Annotated in this window: 3 protein-coding genes (1 of these 3 cut by a window edge); all 3 read right to left on the bottom strand. The window is 71.8% G+C overall.

Going from position 1 to position 20,536, the window contains the following annotated elements; all coding sequences use genetic code 11:
• Positions 1 to 5: 5 nt before the first annotated feature.
• Tightly spaced (at most 23 nt apart), the 3 genes in view from A3CE_RS0100025 to A3CE_RS49585 form a layout consistent with a single transcriptional unit that may run on beyond the window.
• Positions 6 to 830, bottom strand: coding sequence for an SDR family oxidoreductase (locus A3CE_RS0100025; protein ID WP_020638002.1), 825 nt, complete (start codon positions 828 to 830; stop codon positions 6 to 8).
• A 9-nt stretch (positions 831 to 839) separates the two neighbouring features.
• Positions 840 to 1,550 (bottom strand): thioesterase II family protein, encoded by a 711-nt coding sequence (locus tag A3CE_RS0100020; protein WP_026468001.1) that lies wholly within the window; start codon positions 1,548 to 1,550, stop codon positions 840 to 842.
• 23 nt (positions 1,551 to 1,573) lie between these two features.
• Positions 1,574 to 20,536: the 3' portion of a non-ribosomal peptide synthetase gene (locus A3CE_RS49585; protein ID WP_020638000.1), read on the bottom strand. It continues 7,185 nt past the right edge of the window; 18,963 of the gene's 26,148 nt are visible here — the last part of the coding sequence; the start codon falls outside the window, past its right edge — the gene reads right to left on this strand; the stop codon is at positions 1,574 to 1,576.

Here is a 20,536-nt window from a genome sequence, read left to right as displayed (position 1 = left end):
CCCGTTCAGCGGGCCGTGAACCCACCGTCGACGGTGACGACCGACCCGGTGACCTGCCGCGAGCCGTCGGAGGCGAGCCAGACGGCCGCCTCGGCGACGTCTCCTGGCTCGATCAGGGCGTTCATGGGCTGCGACTGGACGAACGCCGCTTCGTGCTCGCCGGCCGGTACCCGCAGCGACCTGGCGATCTCGGCCAGCATCCGGCCCTCCACCGCGGGATCGTCCCGGACCGACCCCGGGCAGAGCGCGTTGACCCGGACCTTCACCGGCGCGAAGTCGAGCGCCGCGGCCTTGGTGAGCCCGATGACGCCGTGCTTGGCCGCGACGTATCCGGCGAAGTGGCGGTACCCGACCAGCCCGGCCGTCGAAGCCACGTTGATGATGCTGCCGCCGCGCTGGGCGGTCATGATCTTGCCGACCGCGGCCGTCGCGCGCCAGGCGCCGGAGAGGTCCACGTCGATCATGAGCTGCCATTCGTCCTCGGTGATCTCGTCGGTGGGCGTGCCCGACGGCGTGGCGATCCCGGCGTTGTTGACCAGCACGTCGATCCGCCCGCTCCAGCCGTGGGCGTCGTCGACGACCTGCCGCAGCGCGACGAGATCACGAACGTCCGCGTGCCGGGTCAGCACGGCGGCACCCCGCTCGCGGCACAGGTCGGCGGTGTGCGCGAGCTGGCTCGCGCTGCCGAGCGGATACGACACGCCGGGCAGGTCCGCACAGACGTCGAGGAGGACGAGATCGGCGCCCTCGCGGGCGAAGGCGACCGCGCAGGCCCGGCCGAGGCCGCGGGCGGCCCCGGTGACGATCGCGGTCTTGCCGGCGAGTCGCATGGCCCCTCCTCAGTACTCTCGGTGGGCGAGTTCGTCGTTCACCAGGCGCAGCAGGGCACCGGGATCCTCCGCGATGTACATGTGCCCGCCCTCGATCTCCGCCTGGGCGAACCCGGCGCTGGTCGCCCGCAGCCATTCGCCGGTCTGCCCGGCCGTCACCAGGTCGTCCTCGGTCCCGCGCACGGCGGTGATCGGCCGCGGCAACGGCCGGTCCGTCGTGGGCACGTAGTTCTCGTGCATCTCGACGTCCGCGCGCAGGGTCGGCAGGATCAGCTCCCGCATGTCCGGCTCGGCGAGCGCCTCGTGGTCGTACTTCGCGAACTCCTTGACCCGCACCAGGAACTCCTCGTCGGGGAGGCCGGTCGCGCGCCGCGTCCGCCGCGTCCACGGACCGGGCGAACCACTCACGAACAACCGCACCACGTCGGCGTCGCTCTTCGCCACCAGCAGGTGGGCGAGTTCGTACGCGAGCACCGCACCGAGGCTGTGGCCGAAGACCGCGATCCGCTCCCCCGGCCCGAGTTCGCCGGTGACGGCGGGCAGCAGCCCGGCCGCGGCCTCCGCGACGTCCCGGTACGGGTCCTCGGAAAGCCGCCATTCCCGCCCGGGCAGCTGGAGCGCGAGGATCCGCGGGTCCCCGTCCGTCAGCGCCGCCCACGAGTGGAAGAACGAGGCGCCCGCCCCCGCGAAGGGCACACACACCAGGGATGTCCGTCCCATGTCCGCTCTCTCCCTTCCTTCCGTCATCGCGATTCCAGCCAAGCCGCGATCGCCTGCCAGACCAGGCCCATCATGCCGGGGCGGACCATGTCCGCGTGCTCACAGGGAATGGGCACCTCCGTCAGCTCGCCGCTGACGTAGGGCGCCCACCGCGCGGCGGAGGGGCCGTCCTCCGGCCTGCTGCCGGCCGAGACGAGGATCAGCGCGTCGCCGTCGAACCGCCCGGTGGCGTGCGCGCCCCTGATCCGGGTGTTGTTCTCGAAGATCCGCGCGAAGACCGCGATCTCCTCATCGGAGAATCCGCCGAGGAGATGGCCGAACTCGGCCCGGATCGTTTCCTCCCACGGCACATCCTCGTCGACCGGCTGCCCCTTCTCGCGGGCCTCCGCCAGGATCTCATCGAGCGGGAGGGAATCCATGACGACCAGGGCGACCTCCTCGCCCCGCGCCCGCAGCTGGACGGCCATCTCGTGTGCGGGAGCGGCACCGAAGGAGTAGCCGACGACGTGGTACGGGCCGTGCGGCCGCACCTCGCGCAGCTGCTCGATGTAGTCGGCCGCCATCTCCGCCAGCGAGCCGGCGACCGGCGTCCTGCCGTCGACACCGCGGGCCTGCAGGCCGTAGACGGGCAGGTCCGGCGGCACGTGCTGGGCGAACGGCGTGTAGCACCAGCTCAGCCCGCCCGCCGGGTGGACGCAGAACAGCGGCAGGCGGTCACCGCCGCCACGGATGGTCAGCAGCACGCCGAGCGAGTCCCGCACCGACGAAAGGCTGAGCGTGTTCATCAGCTCGGTCACGGTCGGGGCGGCCATCACGTCCTGGACGGAGGTGGTGATGCCCTTGCGCTTCAGCCGCTGCACCAGGGCGATCGCCAGCAGCGAGTGCCCGCCGAGCGTGAAGAAGTCGTCGTTCACCCCGACTTCGGGGAGCCCGAGCACCTCGGCGAACGCCTCGCACATGGACTGCTCGAGCGCCGCCAGCGGCCCGGCCGCCTCGCCGCCCGCACCATGCGCGAACTCGGGGCTGGGCAACGCTTTCCGGTCCAGCTTGCCGTTCGCCGTCAACGGCAGTGCGCCCAGCTCCACGAACGCCGAGGGCACCAGGTAGGCGGGCAGCCGGTCGGCCGCGTACTCACGGACCGCCTCGGCGAGCCCGCCGCCGTTCCCGGCAGGCACGAGATAGGCGACCAGCCGCTTGTCCCCGGGGACGTCCTCACGCACGACCACCGCGGCCTGGCCGACCGCCGGATGTCCCGCCAGGACGGCCTCGGCTTCGCCGGGCTCGACCCGGAAACCGCGGATCTTCACCTGCGCGTCCAGGCGCCCGGCGAACACCAGCCCGCCATCGCGTGTCCACCGGACCAGGTCCCCGGTGCGGTACATCCGGTCGCCGGCGCCACCGAACGGCGACGCCACGAACCGTTCAGCGGTCCACAATGGACGGTCCAGGTAGCCGCGCGCCACACCCGCGCCGGCGACGTACAGTTCACCGGCGACACCGACCGGAACCGGCCGAAGCGTGTCGTCGAGGACGTACACCCTGGTGTTGTCCAGCGGGCGCCCGATCGGCAGCACTCCGTCGATCTCCTCGGGATCTCCGACCTCGTGCTGCGTCGCGCACAACGTCACCTCGGTCGGCCCGTAGAGGTGCCGCACCACCACCCCGGGGTTCTCCGCCAGCACCCGCCGCACCGACCCGGCGGAAACCACGTCCCCGCCCGTGAGCACCTCACGCACTCCGGAGAAGCACCCCGGATCCTGCTCGGCCAGCACCCCCAGCAACCCCGCCGTCACGTGTACGTGGGACACGTCGTGACCCGCGATCAGGCGACGCAGCACCGTCGCGTCCATCGCCTCGACCGGCGCCACCACCACCGTGCCGCCGGACAACAACGGCACCCACAGCTCGTACGAAGACGCGTCGAAGGCATGCGGAGCATGGAACAACACCCGTGGCACCGCACCCCAGCACCGATCCCGGGTCAGCGCGACGACGTCCCGGTGGGTGGTCACCACTCCCTTGGGCACACCGGTCGACCCCGAGGTGTACATCAGGTACGCCGCCGCGTCCGGAACCACCGGCGGCAGCTCCGGTCCGGCATCGGCCTTCGCGCCGACCGGAACCACGGCGAGACCGGCCGTGAGGGCGAGGTCGTGCCCGGCCGTCGGGTCGTGCACGATCATCGACCGCGCGCCCGCGTCCTCGGCCACGGCCCGCACCCTCGCCACCGGCCAGCCGACGTCGAGCGGGAGATAGGCGCCACCGGCCTTCAGGACCGCGAGCAGCGCCACCACCAGCTCGGCCGACCGCTCCATCAGCACGGCGACAACCGACTCCGGCCCCACACCCGACGCGGTCAGCACCCGTGCCAGCTCATCGGACCGCGCGTCCAGCTCGCCGTAACTCAGCCGGACATCACCCGCCACCAGCGCCACCGCGTCCCGGTCGGCCGCCACCCGCGCCGCGAACGCCGCCGGCACCGAGACGTCCGCGACCGCGGCCACGGTGTCGTTGCGGCCCTCGACGAGTTCGGACAGCTCGGCCTCGCCCAGCACGTCCACCGCCAGGAGCGTGGTGCCGGGTGCCATCGCCAGTGCCGTGATCAGGTTGTCCAGGCCGGTGTGCAGGAGCGCGCAGATCTGGTCGGGGTCGGCGGGCGCGACCGCGTCCACGGTGATCGTGAAGCCGTCGCGGTCGACATCGACGACCACACCGAGCGGATAGTCGGTGAGGTCGCGTACGGCCAGCAGGCCCATGCCGTCCAGGGCGTCGGCCGCCTCCTGCGTTCCCTCCTGGTTGTGCCGGTAGTTGAAGAGCGAGGTGAACAGCGGGCCGCCGGGCAGTCCGCTGGCCGCCTGCGCGGTGGCCAGCGGCGCGTGCTCGTGGACCATCAGTTCGGCCAGCTGGCCCCGCAGTTCGGTCACCGCTTCGGCCACGCTCTTCCCGGCGAGACGCACCCGCACCGGCAACGTGTTGAGGAACAGGCCCACCGCCCGGTCCGCACCGGCACCCGCGTTCATCCGCCCGAACAGCAGCGTGCCGAACACCACGTCGTCGCGGCCCGAAACCACGCCGAGCACGCGGGCCCAGGCGAGGTGGAACAGGGACGCCGGGCTCACCGCGAGCGTCCGGGCCACCTCACGCATCCGTTCGGTCAACGCGCCCTCGACCCGAAGCCGGGCTTGCGCGGCCCGCACGCCGTCGCCGTGGACTTCCGCCAGGCCGTAGGGAGCCGTGATCTCGGTGACGTCGCCGAGCAGTGCGGTGAAGTACCGCTCATGCTCCGCCCGGGACACCCCGAGCCGTGCCCGCGCGACGAACTCGCGGAAGGGCACCGGCGCGGACAGCCGGCCGGCCTCCCCCGTCAGGAACACCCGCAGATCGTCGAGCAGCACCTGCATGGCGGTGTGGTCCTGGACCAGGTGGTGAATGCGGAGCAGGCACAGCCACCGCTCTTCCCGGGGGTCGGCGGCGATGTGCGTGCTCAGCAGCGGTGCCCGGTCCAGTTCCATCCAGCCACGGACGGCGGTCATCAGCTGTTCGGTGACATCCGGGCCGTCGGGGTCCAGAACGACCTCCTCGACCGGGAGGCCGACGTGCCGCACCACCACCTGGACCGGTTCCCGGACCCCTTCGGAGACAACCGCGGTGCGGTAGATGTCGTGCCGGTCCATCACCCACTGCATCCCCTCGAGGAACTGGTCGAGGCGATGCCGCGAGTCGAAGTCGATCACCGTGGCCGTCACGTACACGTCCGTGCCGTCCCGGTCGACCATCAGGTGGTGGAAGAAAATGCCTTCCTGCAACGGCGCGAGCGGATACACGTCCTGCACGTTGGCCGCGCCGCCCGGCACGGCCGCCACCACCGACGCCAGCTCGTCCTCCGTCAGCTCGACCAGCGTCAGCATCTCCGGCGTCAACTCGGTGGCGTCGTCCGGGATCAGGTTCGGTGGCACCACCACCGGCTCCGGAGCAGCCACGGCGGCCAGCCCGGCCGGGGTCGGGGTCGTGAACAACGCCCGCACCGACACCGACACGCCGCGCCGCCGCAGCCACTCCACGAGCGACACGGCCAGGAGCGAATGCCCGCCCAATGCGAAGAAGTCGTCTTCGACACCGACCCGGTCGAGACCGAGGACTTCGGCGAACCCCTGACAGAGCAGCTCCTCCTCGGTGGTGGCCGGGACACGTCCGCCACCGGCGGTGTAGGAAGGCGCGGGCAAGGCCGTCCGGTCCAGTTTTCCGTTACGCGTCAACGGCAGTGCCTCCAGGACGACCACCGCCGACGGCACCATGGACGACGGCAACCGCCCCGTGACGAACCCCCGCACCGCCTCCGGCAGCCCATCGGCCCCGGCACGGGGACCGGGAACGACGTAACCCACGAGGCCACGCCCGCCGGGCAGGTCCTCCCGGACGATCACCGCGGCCTGCGCCACGTCCGGATGTGCCGCGAGCGCGGCCTCGACCTCGCCCGGCTCGACGCGGAAGCCGCGGATCTTCACCTGCTCGTCCGCCCGCCCGGCGAACACCAACCGCCCATCAGCGGTCCAGCGAGCGCGATCCCCGGTGCGGTACATCCGGTCGCCGGTGCCACCGAACGGAGACGCCACGAACCGCTCAGCCGTCCACAATGGACGCCCCAGGTAGCCGCGCGCCACACCCGCGCCGGCGACGTACAACTCACCGGCCACGCCGACCGGAACCGGCCGAAGCATGTCGTCCAGCACGTACACCCTGGTGTTGTCCAACGGCCGGCCGATCGGCAGCACTCCGTCGATCTCCTCGGGATCTCCGACCACGTGCTGCGTCGCGCACAACGTCACCTCGGTCGGCCCGTAGAGGTGCCGCACCACCACCCCGGGGTTCTCCGCCAGCACCCGCCGCACCGACTCGGCGGGAACCACGTCCCCGCCCGTCAACACCTCACGCACCCCGGAGAAACACCCCGGATCCTGCTCGGCCAGCACCCGCAACAACCCCGCCGTCACATGCACATGAGACACCTCATGACTCACGATCAGGCGACGCAACAACCCCGCGTCCATCGCCTCGACCGGCGCCACCACCACGGTGCCGCCGGACAACAACGGCACCCACAACTCATACGAAGACGCGTCGAAAGCATGCGGAGCATGGAACAACACCCGCGGCACCGCACCCCAGCACCCGTCCCCGGCCAGCGCGACGACGTCCCGATGAGTGGTCACCACCCCCTTGGGCACACCGGTCGACCCCGACGTGTACATCAAATACGCCGCCGCGTCCGCAACCGCCGGCGGCAGCTCCGCTCCGGCGTCCGCCTTCGCACCGACCGGAACCACGGCAAGACCGGCCGTCGGAACGAAGTCATGCGCAGCCGTCGCGTCATGCACGATCACCCACCGCGCACCCGCGTCCTCGGCCACCGCCCGCACCCTCGCCACCGGCCAGCCGACGTCGAGCGGGAGATAGGCGCCACCAGCCTTCAGGACCCCAAGCAGCGCCACCACCAATTCGGCCGACCGCTCCATCAGCACCGCGACAACCGACTCCGGCCCCACACCCGACGCGACCAGCACCCGCGCCAGCTCATCGGACCGCGCGTCCAGCTCGCCGTAACTCAGCCGGACATCACCCGCCACCAACGCCACCGCGTCCGGCGTCCGCGCCGCCTGCTCGGCGAACAGGTCCGGCACCGAGCGATCGGACTCCGGAACCGCCGGAGGGTTCCATTCCTCGACGATCCGCCGGTATTCGGCCGGGTCGAGCACCTGCACCGCGCTGACGGGCAGCTCCGCGTCAGCCGATACCGCCGTGAGAACCCGCCCCAGGTACCGGACGATCCGCTCGGTCGTGTCCTCGTCGAACAGGTCGAAAGCCGCGATGAGCGAACCCTGTATCCCGGCCGGAGCACCGGATTCGCCGAAGGTCTCCGCCATGCTCAGGTCGAGGTCGAACTTGGCCGACGCCGCGGCGCCCGTCGCCAGTGGGCTGGTCCGCACGCCAGCCAGTGCGGTGGCGGCCCCGCCGCCCGCCTGTGCGGTGTTCTGGAGGGTGAGCATGACCTGGAAGAGCGGATGCCGGGCCAGCGACCGCGCCGGCGCCAGCTCCTCGACCAGCCGCTCGAACGGCACGTCCTGGTTCTCGTACGCCGCCAGGCTGGTGGCCCGCACCCGCGCCAGCAGGGCACGGAATGTCGGGTCGCCGGACAGGTCGCTGCGGATCACCAGGGTGTTCACGAAGAAGCCGACCAGTTCGTCCAGCGCCTGGTCCGTCCGCCCGGCCACGGCCGCCCCGATCGGGATGTCGGTACCCGCGCCGAGGCGGTGCAGCACCGTCGCGAGCGCCGCTTGGAGCACCATGAAGACCGTCACGCCCTCGGCCTTCGCCAGCTCCAGCAGCCGCGCGTGAACGTCGGCGGGCACCACAACTTGCCGCGCGTGCCCTCGGTGCGACGCCTCGGCGGGCCGCGGCCGGTCGACCGGCAGCTCCAGTTCGTCCGGGGCCCCGGCGAGCGCGTCCCGCCAGTAGGCCACCTGATCGGCCACCAGCGTGCCGGGAGCGTGCTCGTCACCGAGCAGGTCCCGCTGCCAGAGCGCGTAGTCGACGTACTGCACCGGCAGCGGCGTCCATCCGGGCTCCCGTCCCCCGGCGCGGGCCGCGTAGGCCACCGCGAGGTCGCGGGCCAGCGGCTCCATCGACCAGCCGTCACCCGCGATGTGGTGGACCACCAGCACGAGCGCGTGGTGCCCCGCACCGGTCGCGAACAGCCAGGCCCGCAGCGGCATCTCGGTGGCGAGGTCGAACTCGTACCCGGCCGCCGCCGTCACCACCTCGTCGAGGTCTTCCGGGGACACCTCCGCGACCTGGAGCTCGAACCCGGCGCCGGAGACCGGCAGAACCTGCTGGCACGGCTCCCCGTCCAGCATCGGGAACACCGTCCGCAAGACCTCGTGACGCCCGATCACGTCGCGGAACGCGGCTTCCAGCGCCGCCCGATCCAGGTCTCCGGACAGCCGGAGGCCCAGCGGGATGTTGTACGCGGCGCTCGGGCCGTCCAGCTGCCACAAGAACCACAACCGCCGCTGCGCGTACGACAACGGCACCCGGTCCGGCCGCTCCCGGGCGGCCAGCGCGGCGCGGCCCGGCCCGGCCCCGGCGAGCCTGCGAACGACGGCCGCCGGGGTCGGCGCCTCGAACAGCGCCCGGACCGGCAGTTCGACGTCCAGCACCACGCGGACCCGGCTCACCAGCCGCATCGCCAGCAGCGAATGCCCGCCCAGCGCGAAGAAGTCGTCGTCCATCCCGACCGACGGCAGCCCCAGGACCTCGGCGAACGCGCCGCACAGCAGTTCTTCGCGGGCGTCGGCCGGAGCCCGGCCGGCGCCCGCGGCGTAACCGGGGGCGGGCAGCGCGGCGCGGTCGAGCTTCCCGCTGACCGTCAGCGGCAGCGAGTCCAGCCGGACCACCGCCGACGGGACCAGGTGCGACGGCAGGCGCTCGGCCGCGAACGCCCGCACCGCCTCCGCCGGCTCGCCGATGTCCTCGCCGAGCACCACGTACGCCACGAGACGCCGGTCTCCCCGGACGTCCTCGCGGACGACGACGGCCGCCGTGGCTACGGCCGGGTGCGCGGTGACCACGGCTTCGACCTCACCGGGCTCGACCCGGACCCCGTTGATCTTCGCCTGATCGTCCACGCGTCCGAGGAACACCAGCTGCCCGTCCGCACCCCAGCGGGCACGGTCGCCGGTCCGGTACATCCGGCCGCCCCACGGGCAGGCCACGAACCGCTCGGCGGTCAGCCCCGCGCGGCCCACGTAGCCGCGTGCCACGCCGGGGCCCGCCACGTACAGCTCACCGGGCACGCCGGCCGGCACCGGGGCCAGCCCGTCGTCAAGCAGGTACACCCGGACGCCGCCGATCGGACGGCCGATGGGCGGGACCCCGCCGGGGTCCAGCGCGTCGCTCAGCGTGCACAGCACGGTGATCTCGGTCGGGCCGTAAGCGTTCACCATCCGCCGTCCCGGCGTCCAGCGTCCGACCAGCTCAGGCGGGCAGGCCTCCGCACCGACCACCAAGGTGACCAGTGCGTCGCCGACGTCCTCGGGCACGGTGGCCAGCACGCTCGGCGGGATCAGCGTGTGGGTGATCCGTTCCGTCCGCAGCACCTCGGCGAGCTCGTCCCCCACCAGCGGCCCGGGCGCCGCGGGGACGACCAGCGTCGCGCCGCACGAGAACGCCATGACCATTTCCATCACCGACGCGTCGAAGCTGAGCGAGGCCAGTTGCAGCACCCGGCTCGCGCCGTCCAGCGCGAACGACTCGATCTGGGCCAGCGCCAGCGAGGGGAGGCCGCGGTGCGTGACCGCCACGCCCTTCGGCCGTCCGGTCGAGCCGGACGTGTAGATCACGTACGCCGGGTGGTCCGGCAGCACCGGAGTGACCCGTTCGGCGTCGGTGACGGCACCGTCGTCCAGATTCGCCAGTTCCGCGTCGGCCGCCGGCGAACCCAGCACGGTCACCGGCACACCGCCGGGCACCAGTGACCGGCAGCCCGCGCTCGTCAGCACCAGCGCCGGGACGGCGTCGGAGAACATGAGCCCGACGCGCTCGGCCGGAAGCGCCGGGTCGACCGGCAGCCAGGCCGCCCCGGCCCGCACGATCGCCAGGAACGCGATCATCGGCTCGAGCGACCGTTCCAGCACCACCGCGACCACCGACTCCGGCCCGACGTCCCGCGCGATCAGCAGCCTCGCCAGTCGGTTCGCGGCCGCGTCCAGCTCCCGGTACGACAATGCGACGTCTCCGCGTGACAGCGCCACGGCCTCCGGCGCCTCGGCCGCCCGCGCCGCGAACAGGTCCCCGAACGGCACTTGCGGCACCGGCCGGACCGGCCCGGTCCCCGCCTCCAGTACCCGCCGTCGCTCGGCCGCGTCCACCACCTCGACCGCCGAGAGCGGCGTGCCGGGGGCTTCCTCGAGCACCGAAGCCAGATTGCCGAGACAGGCGTGCAGCAGCCCGCAGACCTGCTCGGGATCGGCCGGCGCGAGCGCGTCCACGGTCAGCAGGAACCGCTCCCCCACATCGTCGACGGACACCGTCAGCGGGTAGTTGCTCTGCTCCCGGTACGCCAGCAGCTCGATGCCGTCGACGGGCTCGTCCCGGCCCGTCTCCCCGGCATCACCGCGCGCCGCGGTGAAGCGGTAGTTGAACAGCGACGTGAACAGCGGGAGGCCGCCCGGTACACCACTGGCCGACTGCGCCAGCGTGAGCGGCGCGTGCTCGTGCACCATCAGCCCGGCGAGCTGGCCCCGCATCGCCGACAGCGCCGAGCCCGCGCCGGTGCCGTCGAGGCGGACGCGCACCGGCAGCGTGTTGATGAACGGCCCGGCCGCCCGCCGCACGTCGGCCACGGCGTTCATCCGTCCGAACAGGACAGTGCCGAACACGACGTCGTCGCGTCCCGCCAGCGTGCCGAGGACCCGGGCCCAGGCCAGGTGGAAGACGGTCGCGGGGCTGACCCCGCGTGAGCGGGCCAGTCCGCGCAGCCGGTGGGCCACCGCGTCGTCGACCCACCGGTCTGCGCGCGTCACCGCCTCGCCGCTTCCGTGCACGTCCAGCAGCCCGTACGGCGCGGTCGGCTCGATCAGGTCGCCGAGCAGCCCGGCGAAGTAGGCCTCGTGCTCCTCCCGCGCGACTCCGAGCCGCGCCCGCGCCACGTACTCGCGGAACGGCACCGGCTCCGGCAGTTCCGCGGCCCGCCCGGTGAGCATCGCGCGCACCTCGTCCATGAGCACGTCCAGCGCGGTGTGGTCCTGCACCAGGTGATGGACGAGCACCAACGCGACCCAGCGTCCGGTGCCCGGTTCGGCGGCGACCCGGACCCGCATCAGCGGCGCCCTGTCCACTGCCACCCGGGCCCCCGCGCCGGCCATCAGCTGCTCGGCGGCGTCGCCCGCGCCGTCGAGGACGATTTCGTCCACCGGCAACTCGGCGGTGCGGCACACGACCTGCACCGGTTCACGCAGCCCTTCCCAGACGACCGCCGTCCGGTACGTGTCGGTCCGGTCGACGATCCGCTGCAGGGCAGCGAGGAAACGGTCGAGGAGAGCCCGTGAGCCGAAGCCGAGCACGGTCGGCAGCACGTAGACGTCCGCGTCGTCGCGCCCCGCCATCAGGTGGTGGAAGAACATGCCCTCCTGCAGCGGGGCCAGCGGGTAGACATCGGCGATGTTGGCCGCGCCACCCGGCACGGCCTCGACCACCGTGGCGATCTCCGCCTCGGTCAGCTCGGCCAGGGTGAGCATCTCCGGGGTGATCTCGGCCGCGCCGGGCGGGATCAGGTTCGGCGGCACCACCACCTCTTCCGGTCCGGCCGCCGCGGCCAGCCCCGCCGGGGTGGCGTTCTGGAACAACGCCCGCACCGACACCGCCGTCCCGCGGGCGCGGAGATACTCCACCAGGGACACCGCCAGCAGGGAATGCCCGCCCAGCGCGAAGAAGTCGTCATCGGCCCCGACCACGTCGAGCCCCAGCACATCGGCGAACGCCGCGCAGAACAGCTCCTCCCGCGGGCCGGCGGGGAGCCTGCCCGCGCCCGCGCCCGGCGCGAAGGCGGGCGTGGGCAGCGCCTTGCGGTCCAGCTTCCCGTTCGGCGTCAGCGGCAGCGCGTCGAGCGTGACGACCGCGGACGGCACCATGTACGACGGCAACCGTTCGGACGCGTACGCGCGTACCGCGTCGGCGGGCTCACCAGGCTCGTCGCCGGTGGCCACGACATAGGCAATGAGCCGCTTGTCCCCCGGCGCGTCCTCACGCACGACCACCGCGACCCGGTCCACGTCCGGGCAGGTGCCCAGCACGGCCTCGACCTCACCGAGCTCGATCCGGAACCCGCGGATCTTCACCTGGTCGTCCGTGCGTCCCAGGAACTCCAGCTCGCCGTCCGCCCGCCACCGCACCACGTCACCGGTCCGGTAGAGCCGCTCGCCGCCGTCGCCGAACGGACAGGCCACGAACCGTTCCGCCGTCGCCCCCGGGCGCCCCAGGTAACCGCGCGCGAGCTGGACACCGGCGAGGTACAGCTCACCCGCGACACCTGGCGGAACCGGCCGCAACGTGCCGTCGAGCACGTAGGCCCTCGTGTTGGCGACCGGCCTGCCGATCGACACCCCGCCGTTCCCCGCGACGTCGGCCGCGGTCGCCCACACCGTCACCTCGGTCGGGCCGTACAGGTTGGTGACCGTGCTCCCCGACGCCTGGACCATGCGGGCGGCCAGTGCCCCCGGCAGCGCCTCGCCGCCGACCAGCGGCCGCAGCCCGCGTGCGGCTTCCGCGTGCCCGGTCAGCAGTGCCTGCCACATCGCCGGGGTCGCCTGCATCGTCGTGACGCCGAAGCGGCCGATCAGCCCGGCCACCGCCGCTGGATCCCGGACGGCCGCGTCCTCCGCGAGCACGACCCCGGCACCCGCGAGCAGCGGCACGTACAGCTCGAGGACGTGGATGTCGAAGGACACGGTCGTTACGGCCAGCAGGCGGTCCGCGGCGTCCATCGGGAACCGTTCGCCCATCGCCGCCACGAAGTTCGCCATCGCGCCGTGCGGGACGACGACCCCCTTGGGCCGCCCGGTGGAACCCGACGTGTAGATCACGTAAGCCGGGTGGCCGGGCAGGAGGGGGCCGTGACGCTCGGCGGTGGCCAGGTCGCCCGCGTCCAGCGCCGCCAGTTCGGCCTCGACACGCGGATCGTCCAGCACGATCCGGTCCGGTCCGTGGTCGGCGATCCCGGTGTCCAGGGTGGTGAGGACGAGCCCCGGACGGGCGTCGTCGAACAGGTACCCGACGCGCTCGGCCGGATGACCGGGGTCGACCGGGAGATAGGCGCCCCCCGCCTTGAGCACCGCCAGCAGCGCCACCACCAGGTCGGCGGAGCGGCCCATACCCACCGCGACGGGGGACTCCGGGCCGACGCCGTGCCGGACGAGCAGCCGGGCGAGCCTGTTGGCCCGGGCGTTCAGCTCGGCGTAGGTCAGCCGGGTGCCGTCACCGTGCAGCAGCGCGAGCGCGTCCGGCGTTCTCGCGACCTGCGCCTCGAACGCCCCTGGCACGAGCAGGACGGGCGGCGGAGCACCGGTGTCGTTCCACTCCTCGACCACCAGCCGCCGGTCGGCGGGCCCGAGCACGTCCACCGCGCTCAGCCGCACACCGGTGTCCTCGGCGATCAGGCTCAGGACACGCGTCAGCCCGCTCGCGATCCGGTCGGCCGTGTCCTGGTCGAACAGATCGGCGGCCGCGATGAGCATGCCTTCCATCCCGGCGGGTTCGCCGGCCGCGTCGAAGGACTCGCCCATCGAGAGGTCCAGGTCGAACTTGGCCGCCGCCTCACCGGTGGGCAGCGAGCCGGTCCGCAGACCCGGCAGGACCGCGGACGGTCCACCGCCGGGCCCGCCCGCGTTCTGCAGGGTCAGCATGACCTGGAACAACGGGTGCCGGGCCAGCGACCGGGCAGGCGCCAGCTCTTCGACGAGCTTCTCGAACGGGACGTCCTGGTGTGTGAAGGCCGCCAGCGACGCGTCCCGGACCCGGCGGAGGATCTCGGCGACCGTCGGGTCTCCGGACAGATCGGTCCGCAAAACGAGCGTGTTGACGAAGAAGCCGATCATGTCGTCCAGTGCCTGGTCGGTGCGTCCCGCGACCGCGATGCCGACCGGGATGTCCGTGCCGGCGCCCAGCCGCGACAGCACCACGGTCAGCGCGGCCTGCACCGTCATGAACAGGGTCGTTCCGCGCTCCCGTGCCACCGTCTTGAGGCGCCGGTGCACGTCGGCGGGGATCCCGACCGGGGCGAAACGACCACGGTAGGACGCGGTGGCCGGGCGCGGCCGGTCGACGGGGAGGTCCAGTTCCTCCGGCACGCCTTCGAGGGCTTCGCGCCAGTAGGCGACTTGGCCGGAGAGCACACTGCCCGGGTCGTCCTCGTCGCCGAGCAGCTCACGCTGCCAGAGCGCGTAGTCGGCGTACTGCACGGGCAACGGTGTCCACACGGGCTCTTCACCCCGGTGTCGCGCCGCGTACGCCTCGGCGACGTCGCGCACCAGCGGCGTCATCGACCAGGCGTCTGCCGCGATGTGGTGCAGGACCAGGACCAGGACGTGCTCGTCCGGCGCCACCGCGAGCAGCCACGCCCCGATCGGGATCTCGGCGGCGAGGTCGAATTCGTGGCCGGTCACCGCGGCGATCGCCTCGGTCACTTTCTCCGCGCCGGCAGAAGCCATGTCGATGACCCGCATCGCGAAGCCGGCTTCGTCGGCGGACAGGATCCGCTGGCAGGGCTCGCCGCCGATCACCTCGAAGACGGTGCGCAGGACCTCGTGCCGTTCGACGACGTCGCGCAGCGCGGCGTCGAGCGCCGTCCGGTCCAGCGGGCCGGTCATCCGCGTCACCAACGGGATGTTGTAGGTGGCGCTCGGTCCCTCCAACTGACCCAGGAACCACAAACGACGCTGCGCGAACGACAGTGGAACCCGATCCGGCCGCTGCCGCACGGCCAGCCCGGTCCGGCCCGGCTCTGCCTGGACCAGCCGACGCGACAACCCCGCCGGAGTCGGCGCGTCGAACAACGTCATGAACGACAGTTCCACCCCCAGCACCGCCCGCAACCTGCCCACCAGCCGCATCGCCAGCAGCGAATGACCACCCAACGCAAAGAAGTCGTCACCCGCCCCGACCGACGGCAGATCCAGAATCTCCGCGAACACCTGGCACAACAGCTCCTCACGGGCATCAGCCGGTGCCCGCCCGGCACCCACCGCGTAACCGGCGGCAGGAAGCGCGGCGCGATCCAGCTTCCCGTTGACCGTCAACGGAAGCCGGTCCAGCTCGACCACCGCCGACGGCACCAGGTACTCCGGCAGCCGTTCCGCGGCATCCGCACGCACCGTGCCGGCGACGGCCGTGCCCGGCACCGCGGGCACCACGTAGGCGATCAGCCGTTTATCGCCCGGAACATCCTCCCGGGCGACCACCGCGGCCTGCGCGACCGCCGGATGCGCCGCGAGCACAGCCTCCACCTCGCCCGGCTCCACCCGGAAACCACGGATCTTCACCTGCTCGTCCGCGCGGCCGGCGAACACCAGCCGGCCATCCGGCGACCACCGGGCCAAGTCCCCCGTGCGATACATCCGCTCACCCGCGACACCGAACGGGCACGCCACGAACCGTTCGGCACTCCACTGTGGACGATTCAGGTAACCCCGGGCGACACCCGCACCCGCCACGTACAACTCACCGGCCACACCCACCGGAACCGGATTCAGCGCACCGTCGAGGACATGCACCCGCGTGTTGTCCAGCGGACGCCCGATCGGCAGAACCCCGCCGACCGCATCGGCGCCGCCGACCTCGGACTGCGTCGCACACAACGTCACCTCGGTCGGCCCGTACAGATGCCGCACCGTGACCCCGGGGTTCTCTTCCAGCACCCGCCGCACCGACTCGGCGGGAACCACATCCCCACCTGTCAGCACCTCACGGACACCCGCAAGGCACCCCGGGTCCTCGTCCGCCAGCACCCGCAGCAATCCCGCCGTCACATGCACATGAGACACATCGTGTACGGCGACGAGCCGCCGGATCACCGCCGCGTCCACCCGCTCCCCGGGGGCGACGACCACCGTCCCACCCGCCAGCAACGGCACCCACAACTCGAACGTCGAGGCATCGAACGCATGCGGCGCGTGGAACAACACTCGCGACGGCGACCCCCAGCACCGATCCCCGGCCAACGCGACGACGTCCCGATGAGCCGTCACCACACCCTTCGGCACACCTGTCGAACCCGACGTGTACATCACATACGCGGCTTGCCCGGGCGACCATTGCGAAGGCAGCGCGGCATCGGCATCGGCATCGGCATCGGCCGGGATCGTCCGGATCCCGATGCCGCTCAAGGACTCGTGGCCGGCGGTCGGCTCGTGCACCACCGCCCACCGGGCGCCCGCATCCTCGAGCACCGCCCGCATCCGCGCGACCGGCCAGCCCAGATCCAACGGCACGTACGCCCCACCGGCCTTCAGAACCGCCAGCAACGCCACCACCAGCTCGGCCGACCGCTCCATCACCACCGCGACGGGCGACTCCGCGCCGATCCCCGAGGCCACCAGCGCCCGCGCCAGCCGGTCCGAGCGGGCGTCCAGCTCGGCATAGCTGAGCCGGACGTCGCCGGACACCAGCGCCGTGGCCTCCGGCGCGCGGGCCACCTGCGCCGAGAAGGCGGCGGGCACGGTCACGTCCGGCACCGCCACGGCCGTGCCGTTCCCGTCCGCTTCCAGCCGGCGCCGGGTCCGCGGGTCCAGGACGTCCACGCCGGTGAACGGCGTCTCCGGGGCGACCGCCAGCGCGGTGACCAGGTTGCTGAGACAGGTGTGAAGGAGCGCGCAGACCTGGCCGGGGTCGGCGGGTGCCATGGCGTTGACGGTGATCGCGAAACTCGGTCCGTCATTGTCGATTGACACGTGGAGCGGATAGTTCGTGTGCTCCCGGGTGAAGACCGTCCGGATGCCTTCGATGTCCTCGCCTGGTTCGGGCTCCTCCTGGTTGTGCCGGTAGTTGAAGAGCGAGGTGAACAGCGGGCTGCCGCCGGGAAGGTCGGCGGCAGCCTGGGCCAGCGCCAGAGGCGCGTGCTCGTGGACCATCAGCTCGGCCAGCCGGCCCCGCAGTTCGGTCACCGCTTCGGCCACGCTCTTCCCGGCGACGCGCACCCGCACCGGCAGCGTGTTCAGGAACAGGCCGGGCGCGCGGTCGGCGCCGGCACCGGCGTTCATCCGCCCGAACAGCAGCGTGCCGAACACCACGTCGTCACGGCCCGAAATCGCTGCCAGTACGCGTGCCCATGCCAGATGGAACACCGTCGCCGGGCTCACGCCGAGCGCCCGCGCCACCTCGCGCATCCGTGTCGTCAGGGCCTCGTCGACCAGCAGCCGGGCGTGCGCGGCCGCTTCGCCGTCGCCGTAGGTGTCCGTGAGGCCGTAGGGTGCGGTGGTTTCGGTGATGCCGTCGAGCAGCTCGGTGAAATAGCGTTCGTGCTCGGCCTGGGAAATCCCGCGCCGTGCTTGTGCGACGAAGTCACGAAACCGCACCGGCGACGGCAGCCGATCGGCCCGTCCGGCGAGGAACGAGCGGAGATCATCGAGGATCACGTCGAAGGTGGTGTGATCCTGGATCAGGTGGTGAATACGCAGCAGCACCAGCCAACCGCCATCGGGGCCGGCAGCGACGTGGACGCTCATGAGTGGTGCGCGGTCCAGCTCCATCCGGCCACCGGCGGCTGCGCGAAGCTGGTCGATCGGTTCGGGGCCCTGCGGATCGAGCGTGATCTCCTCGACCGGCAACGGAACATGACGGGCCACCACCTGGACCGGCTCCCGAAGTCCCACCGACACCACCGAGGTCCGGTAGATGTCATGCCGATCGATCAACCACCGCAACCCCGCCAGCAGCTCGTCCACCCGCTCCCGGCTCTCCACCGCCAGCACCGTCGGAGTCACATACACATCCGTGCCACTGCGATCCGCCATCAAATGGTGGAAGAAAATCCCTTCCTGCAACGGCGCCAGCGGATACACATCCTGAATGTTGGCCGCTCCGCCCGGAATCGCCGCTGTCACCAGCTCGACCTGGTCCTCGGTCAGCTCGACCAGTGTCAGCATCTCCGGCGTCAGCTCGGTGGCACCGCCCGGGATCAGGTTCGGCGGTACGTCGACCTGGCCGGGCCCGGCGATCGCGGCCAATCCGGCCGGGGTCGGGGTCGTGAACAACGCCCGCACGGACACCGACACACCGCGTCGCCGCAGCCACTCCACCAGCGACACCGCCAGCAGCGAATGCCCACCGAGGGCGAAGAAGTCGTCATCGACTCCGGCGCTCGGCAGCCCGAGCACCTCGGCGAACGCCTGACAGAGCAACTCCTCCTCGGTGGTGGCCGGAACACGCCCGCCACCCGCCGCAAAAGCAGGCGCTGGCAGCGCCGCACGGTCCAGTTTTCCGTTGCCCGTCAACGGCAGCGCCTCCAGCACGACCACCGCCGACGGCACCATGTACGACGGCAACCGGCCGACGGCGAACCCGCGCACCGCCTCCGGCAGTCCCTCCGCTTCCCCCGCGGGAAGGACGTAGGCGACCAACCGGACATCACCGGGGACGTCCTCCCGCGCAATCACCACGGCCCGCGCCACCCCCGGATGCGCCGCGAGCACCGCCTCCACCTCACCCGGCTCAACCCGGAACCCCCGGACCTGCACCTGATCATCGACACGACCGGCGAACACCAACCGCCCATCGGGATTCCAGCGAGCCCGATCCCCCGTCCGATACATCCGCCGCCCCGGCACGAACGGGCACGCCACAAAACGCTCACCCGTCAACCCCGCACGATTCACATACCCCCGCGCCACCTGCGGCCCGGCCACATACAACTCACCCACCACATCCACCGGAACCGGCTGAAGCCACTCATCCAACACATAAACCGACAGACCAGGAAGACCACGCCCGATCACACTGCCCCGGACACCCGGAACAAGATCGTGATGAGTGACATGCACCGTCGTCTCGGTGATCCCATACATGTTCACCAACCGCGGCCCAGCTTCGCCGTACCGTTCCCACCAATCGGTCAGCCGTGCCGGCTCCAACGCCTCACCACCAAAAACCACGGCCCGCACATCGCCCAACACACGATCGGACTGGACCGCCATCAGCTGATAAAACGCCGACGGCGTCTGACTCAACACCGTAACCCGCTCCCGCTCCAGCAAACCCCAGAACTCCCGCGGAGAACGCGACACCTCAAACGGCACCACCACAACCCGGCCGCCGTGCAGCAACGCCCCCCACAACTCCCACACCGAAAAATCAAACGCAAACGAATGAAACCACGACCACACATCACCCGCACCAAACCCGAACAACCCATGCGTCGCCGCGAACAACGCCACCACATTACGATGCGGTACCAGGACACCCTTCGGCCTCCCGGTCGAACCCGACGTATAAATCACATACGCCGGATGCTCAGGGCGCGCCACACCCAGCCGGTCCGACACCATGTCGGGCCCGGCATCGTCCGCCACCACCACCGGCACGCCCTCGGGCACAACCGAAGCGCACTCCGAGGTCGTCACCACGCACACCGCGCCCGCATCCACCAAGACGAACCCGATCCGCTCCCCCGGAGCATCCGGATCCACCGGCAGATACGCCCCACCCGCCTTCACCACCGCCAGCAACGACACAACCACATCAACCGACCGCCGTACGACCACACCGACGACCGACTCCGGCCCCACACCCCGACCCGCCAGCCGGCCCGCCAAACCACTCGCGCGAGCATCCAGCTCCGCGTACGACAGCTCGGCGTCTCCCGCCGTGACGGCGATCGCGTCCGGTGTTCTCGCCACTTGTGCCTCGAACAGCTCCGGCAGCGTTGCCTCGGCGAACGACGGCCCGGGCTCGTTCCAGCTCGCCAACGCGGACAGTTCGGCCGCGTCCAGCAGGCCGACCGCGCCGAGCCGCCGGTCCGGCCGGAGGGTCACCTCGTCGAGCACGCGCGCGAACCAGGTCACGATCCGGTCGGCGGTGCGCTGGTCGAACAGGTCGGCGGCCACGACGAGCGTCCCGCGCAGTCCGGCGGGCGCGCCCGCCGCGTCGAAGCTCTCGGCGAAGGCCAGGTCCAGATCGAACTTGGCGGGCACCGCACCCGTCGGCACCACCGAGGTCTCCAGGCCCGGCAGCTCGACGTCGGCCCCGGCGGTGTTCTGCACGGTCAGCATCACCTGGAACAGGGGATGCCGGGTCAGCGACCGGGCAGGGGCGAGTTCCTCGACCAGCCGCTCGAACGGTACGTCCTGGTGAGCCAGTGCGGCGAGCAAGCTTTCTCGGGCGTTCCGCAGCACCTCGGCGAACGTCGGATCCCCGGACAGGTCCGTGCGCAGGACAAGGGTGTT

The sequence above is a fragment of the Amycolatopsis balhimycina FH 1894 genome (assembly GCF_000384295.1).
GTDB lineage: Bacteria > Actinomycetota > Actinomycetes > Mycobacteriales > Pseudonocardiaceae > Amycolatopsis > Amycolatopsis balhimycina.
Note: the sequence above shows the minus strand (reverse complement) of the source record. Positions and strands in the feature narration are given on the sequence as shown.

Excerpts from the sequence above, each read along its gene's own strand:
- A3CE_RS0100025 (WP_020638002.1), bottom strand. The coding sequence starts at position 830 with ATGCGACTCGCCGGCAAGACCGCGATCGTCACCGGGGCCGCCCGCGGC.
- A3CE_RS0100020 (WP_026468001.1), bottom strand. The coding sequence starts at position 1,550 with ATGGGACGGACATCCCTGGTGTGTGTGCCCTTCGCGGGGGCGGGCGCC.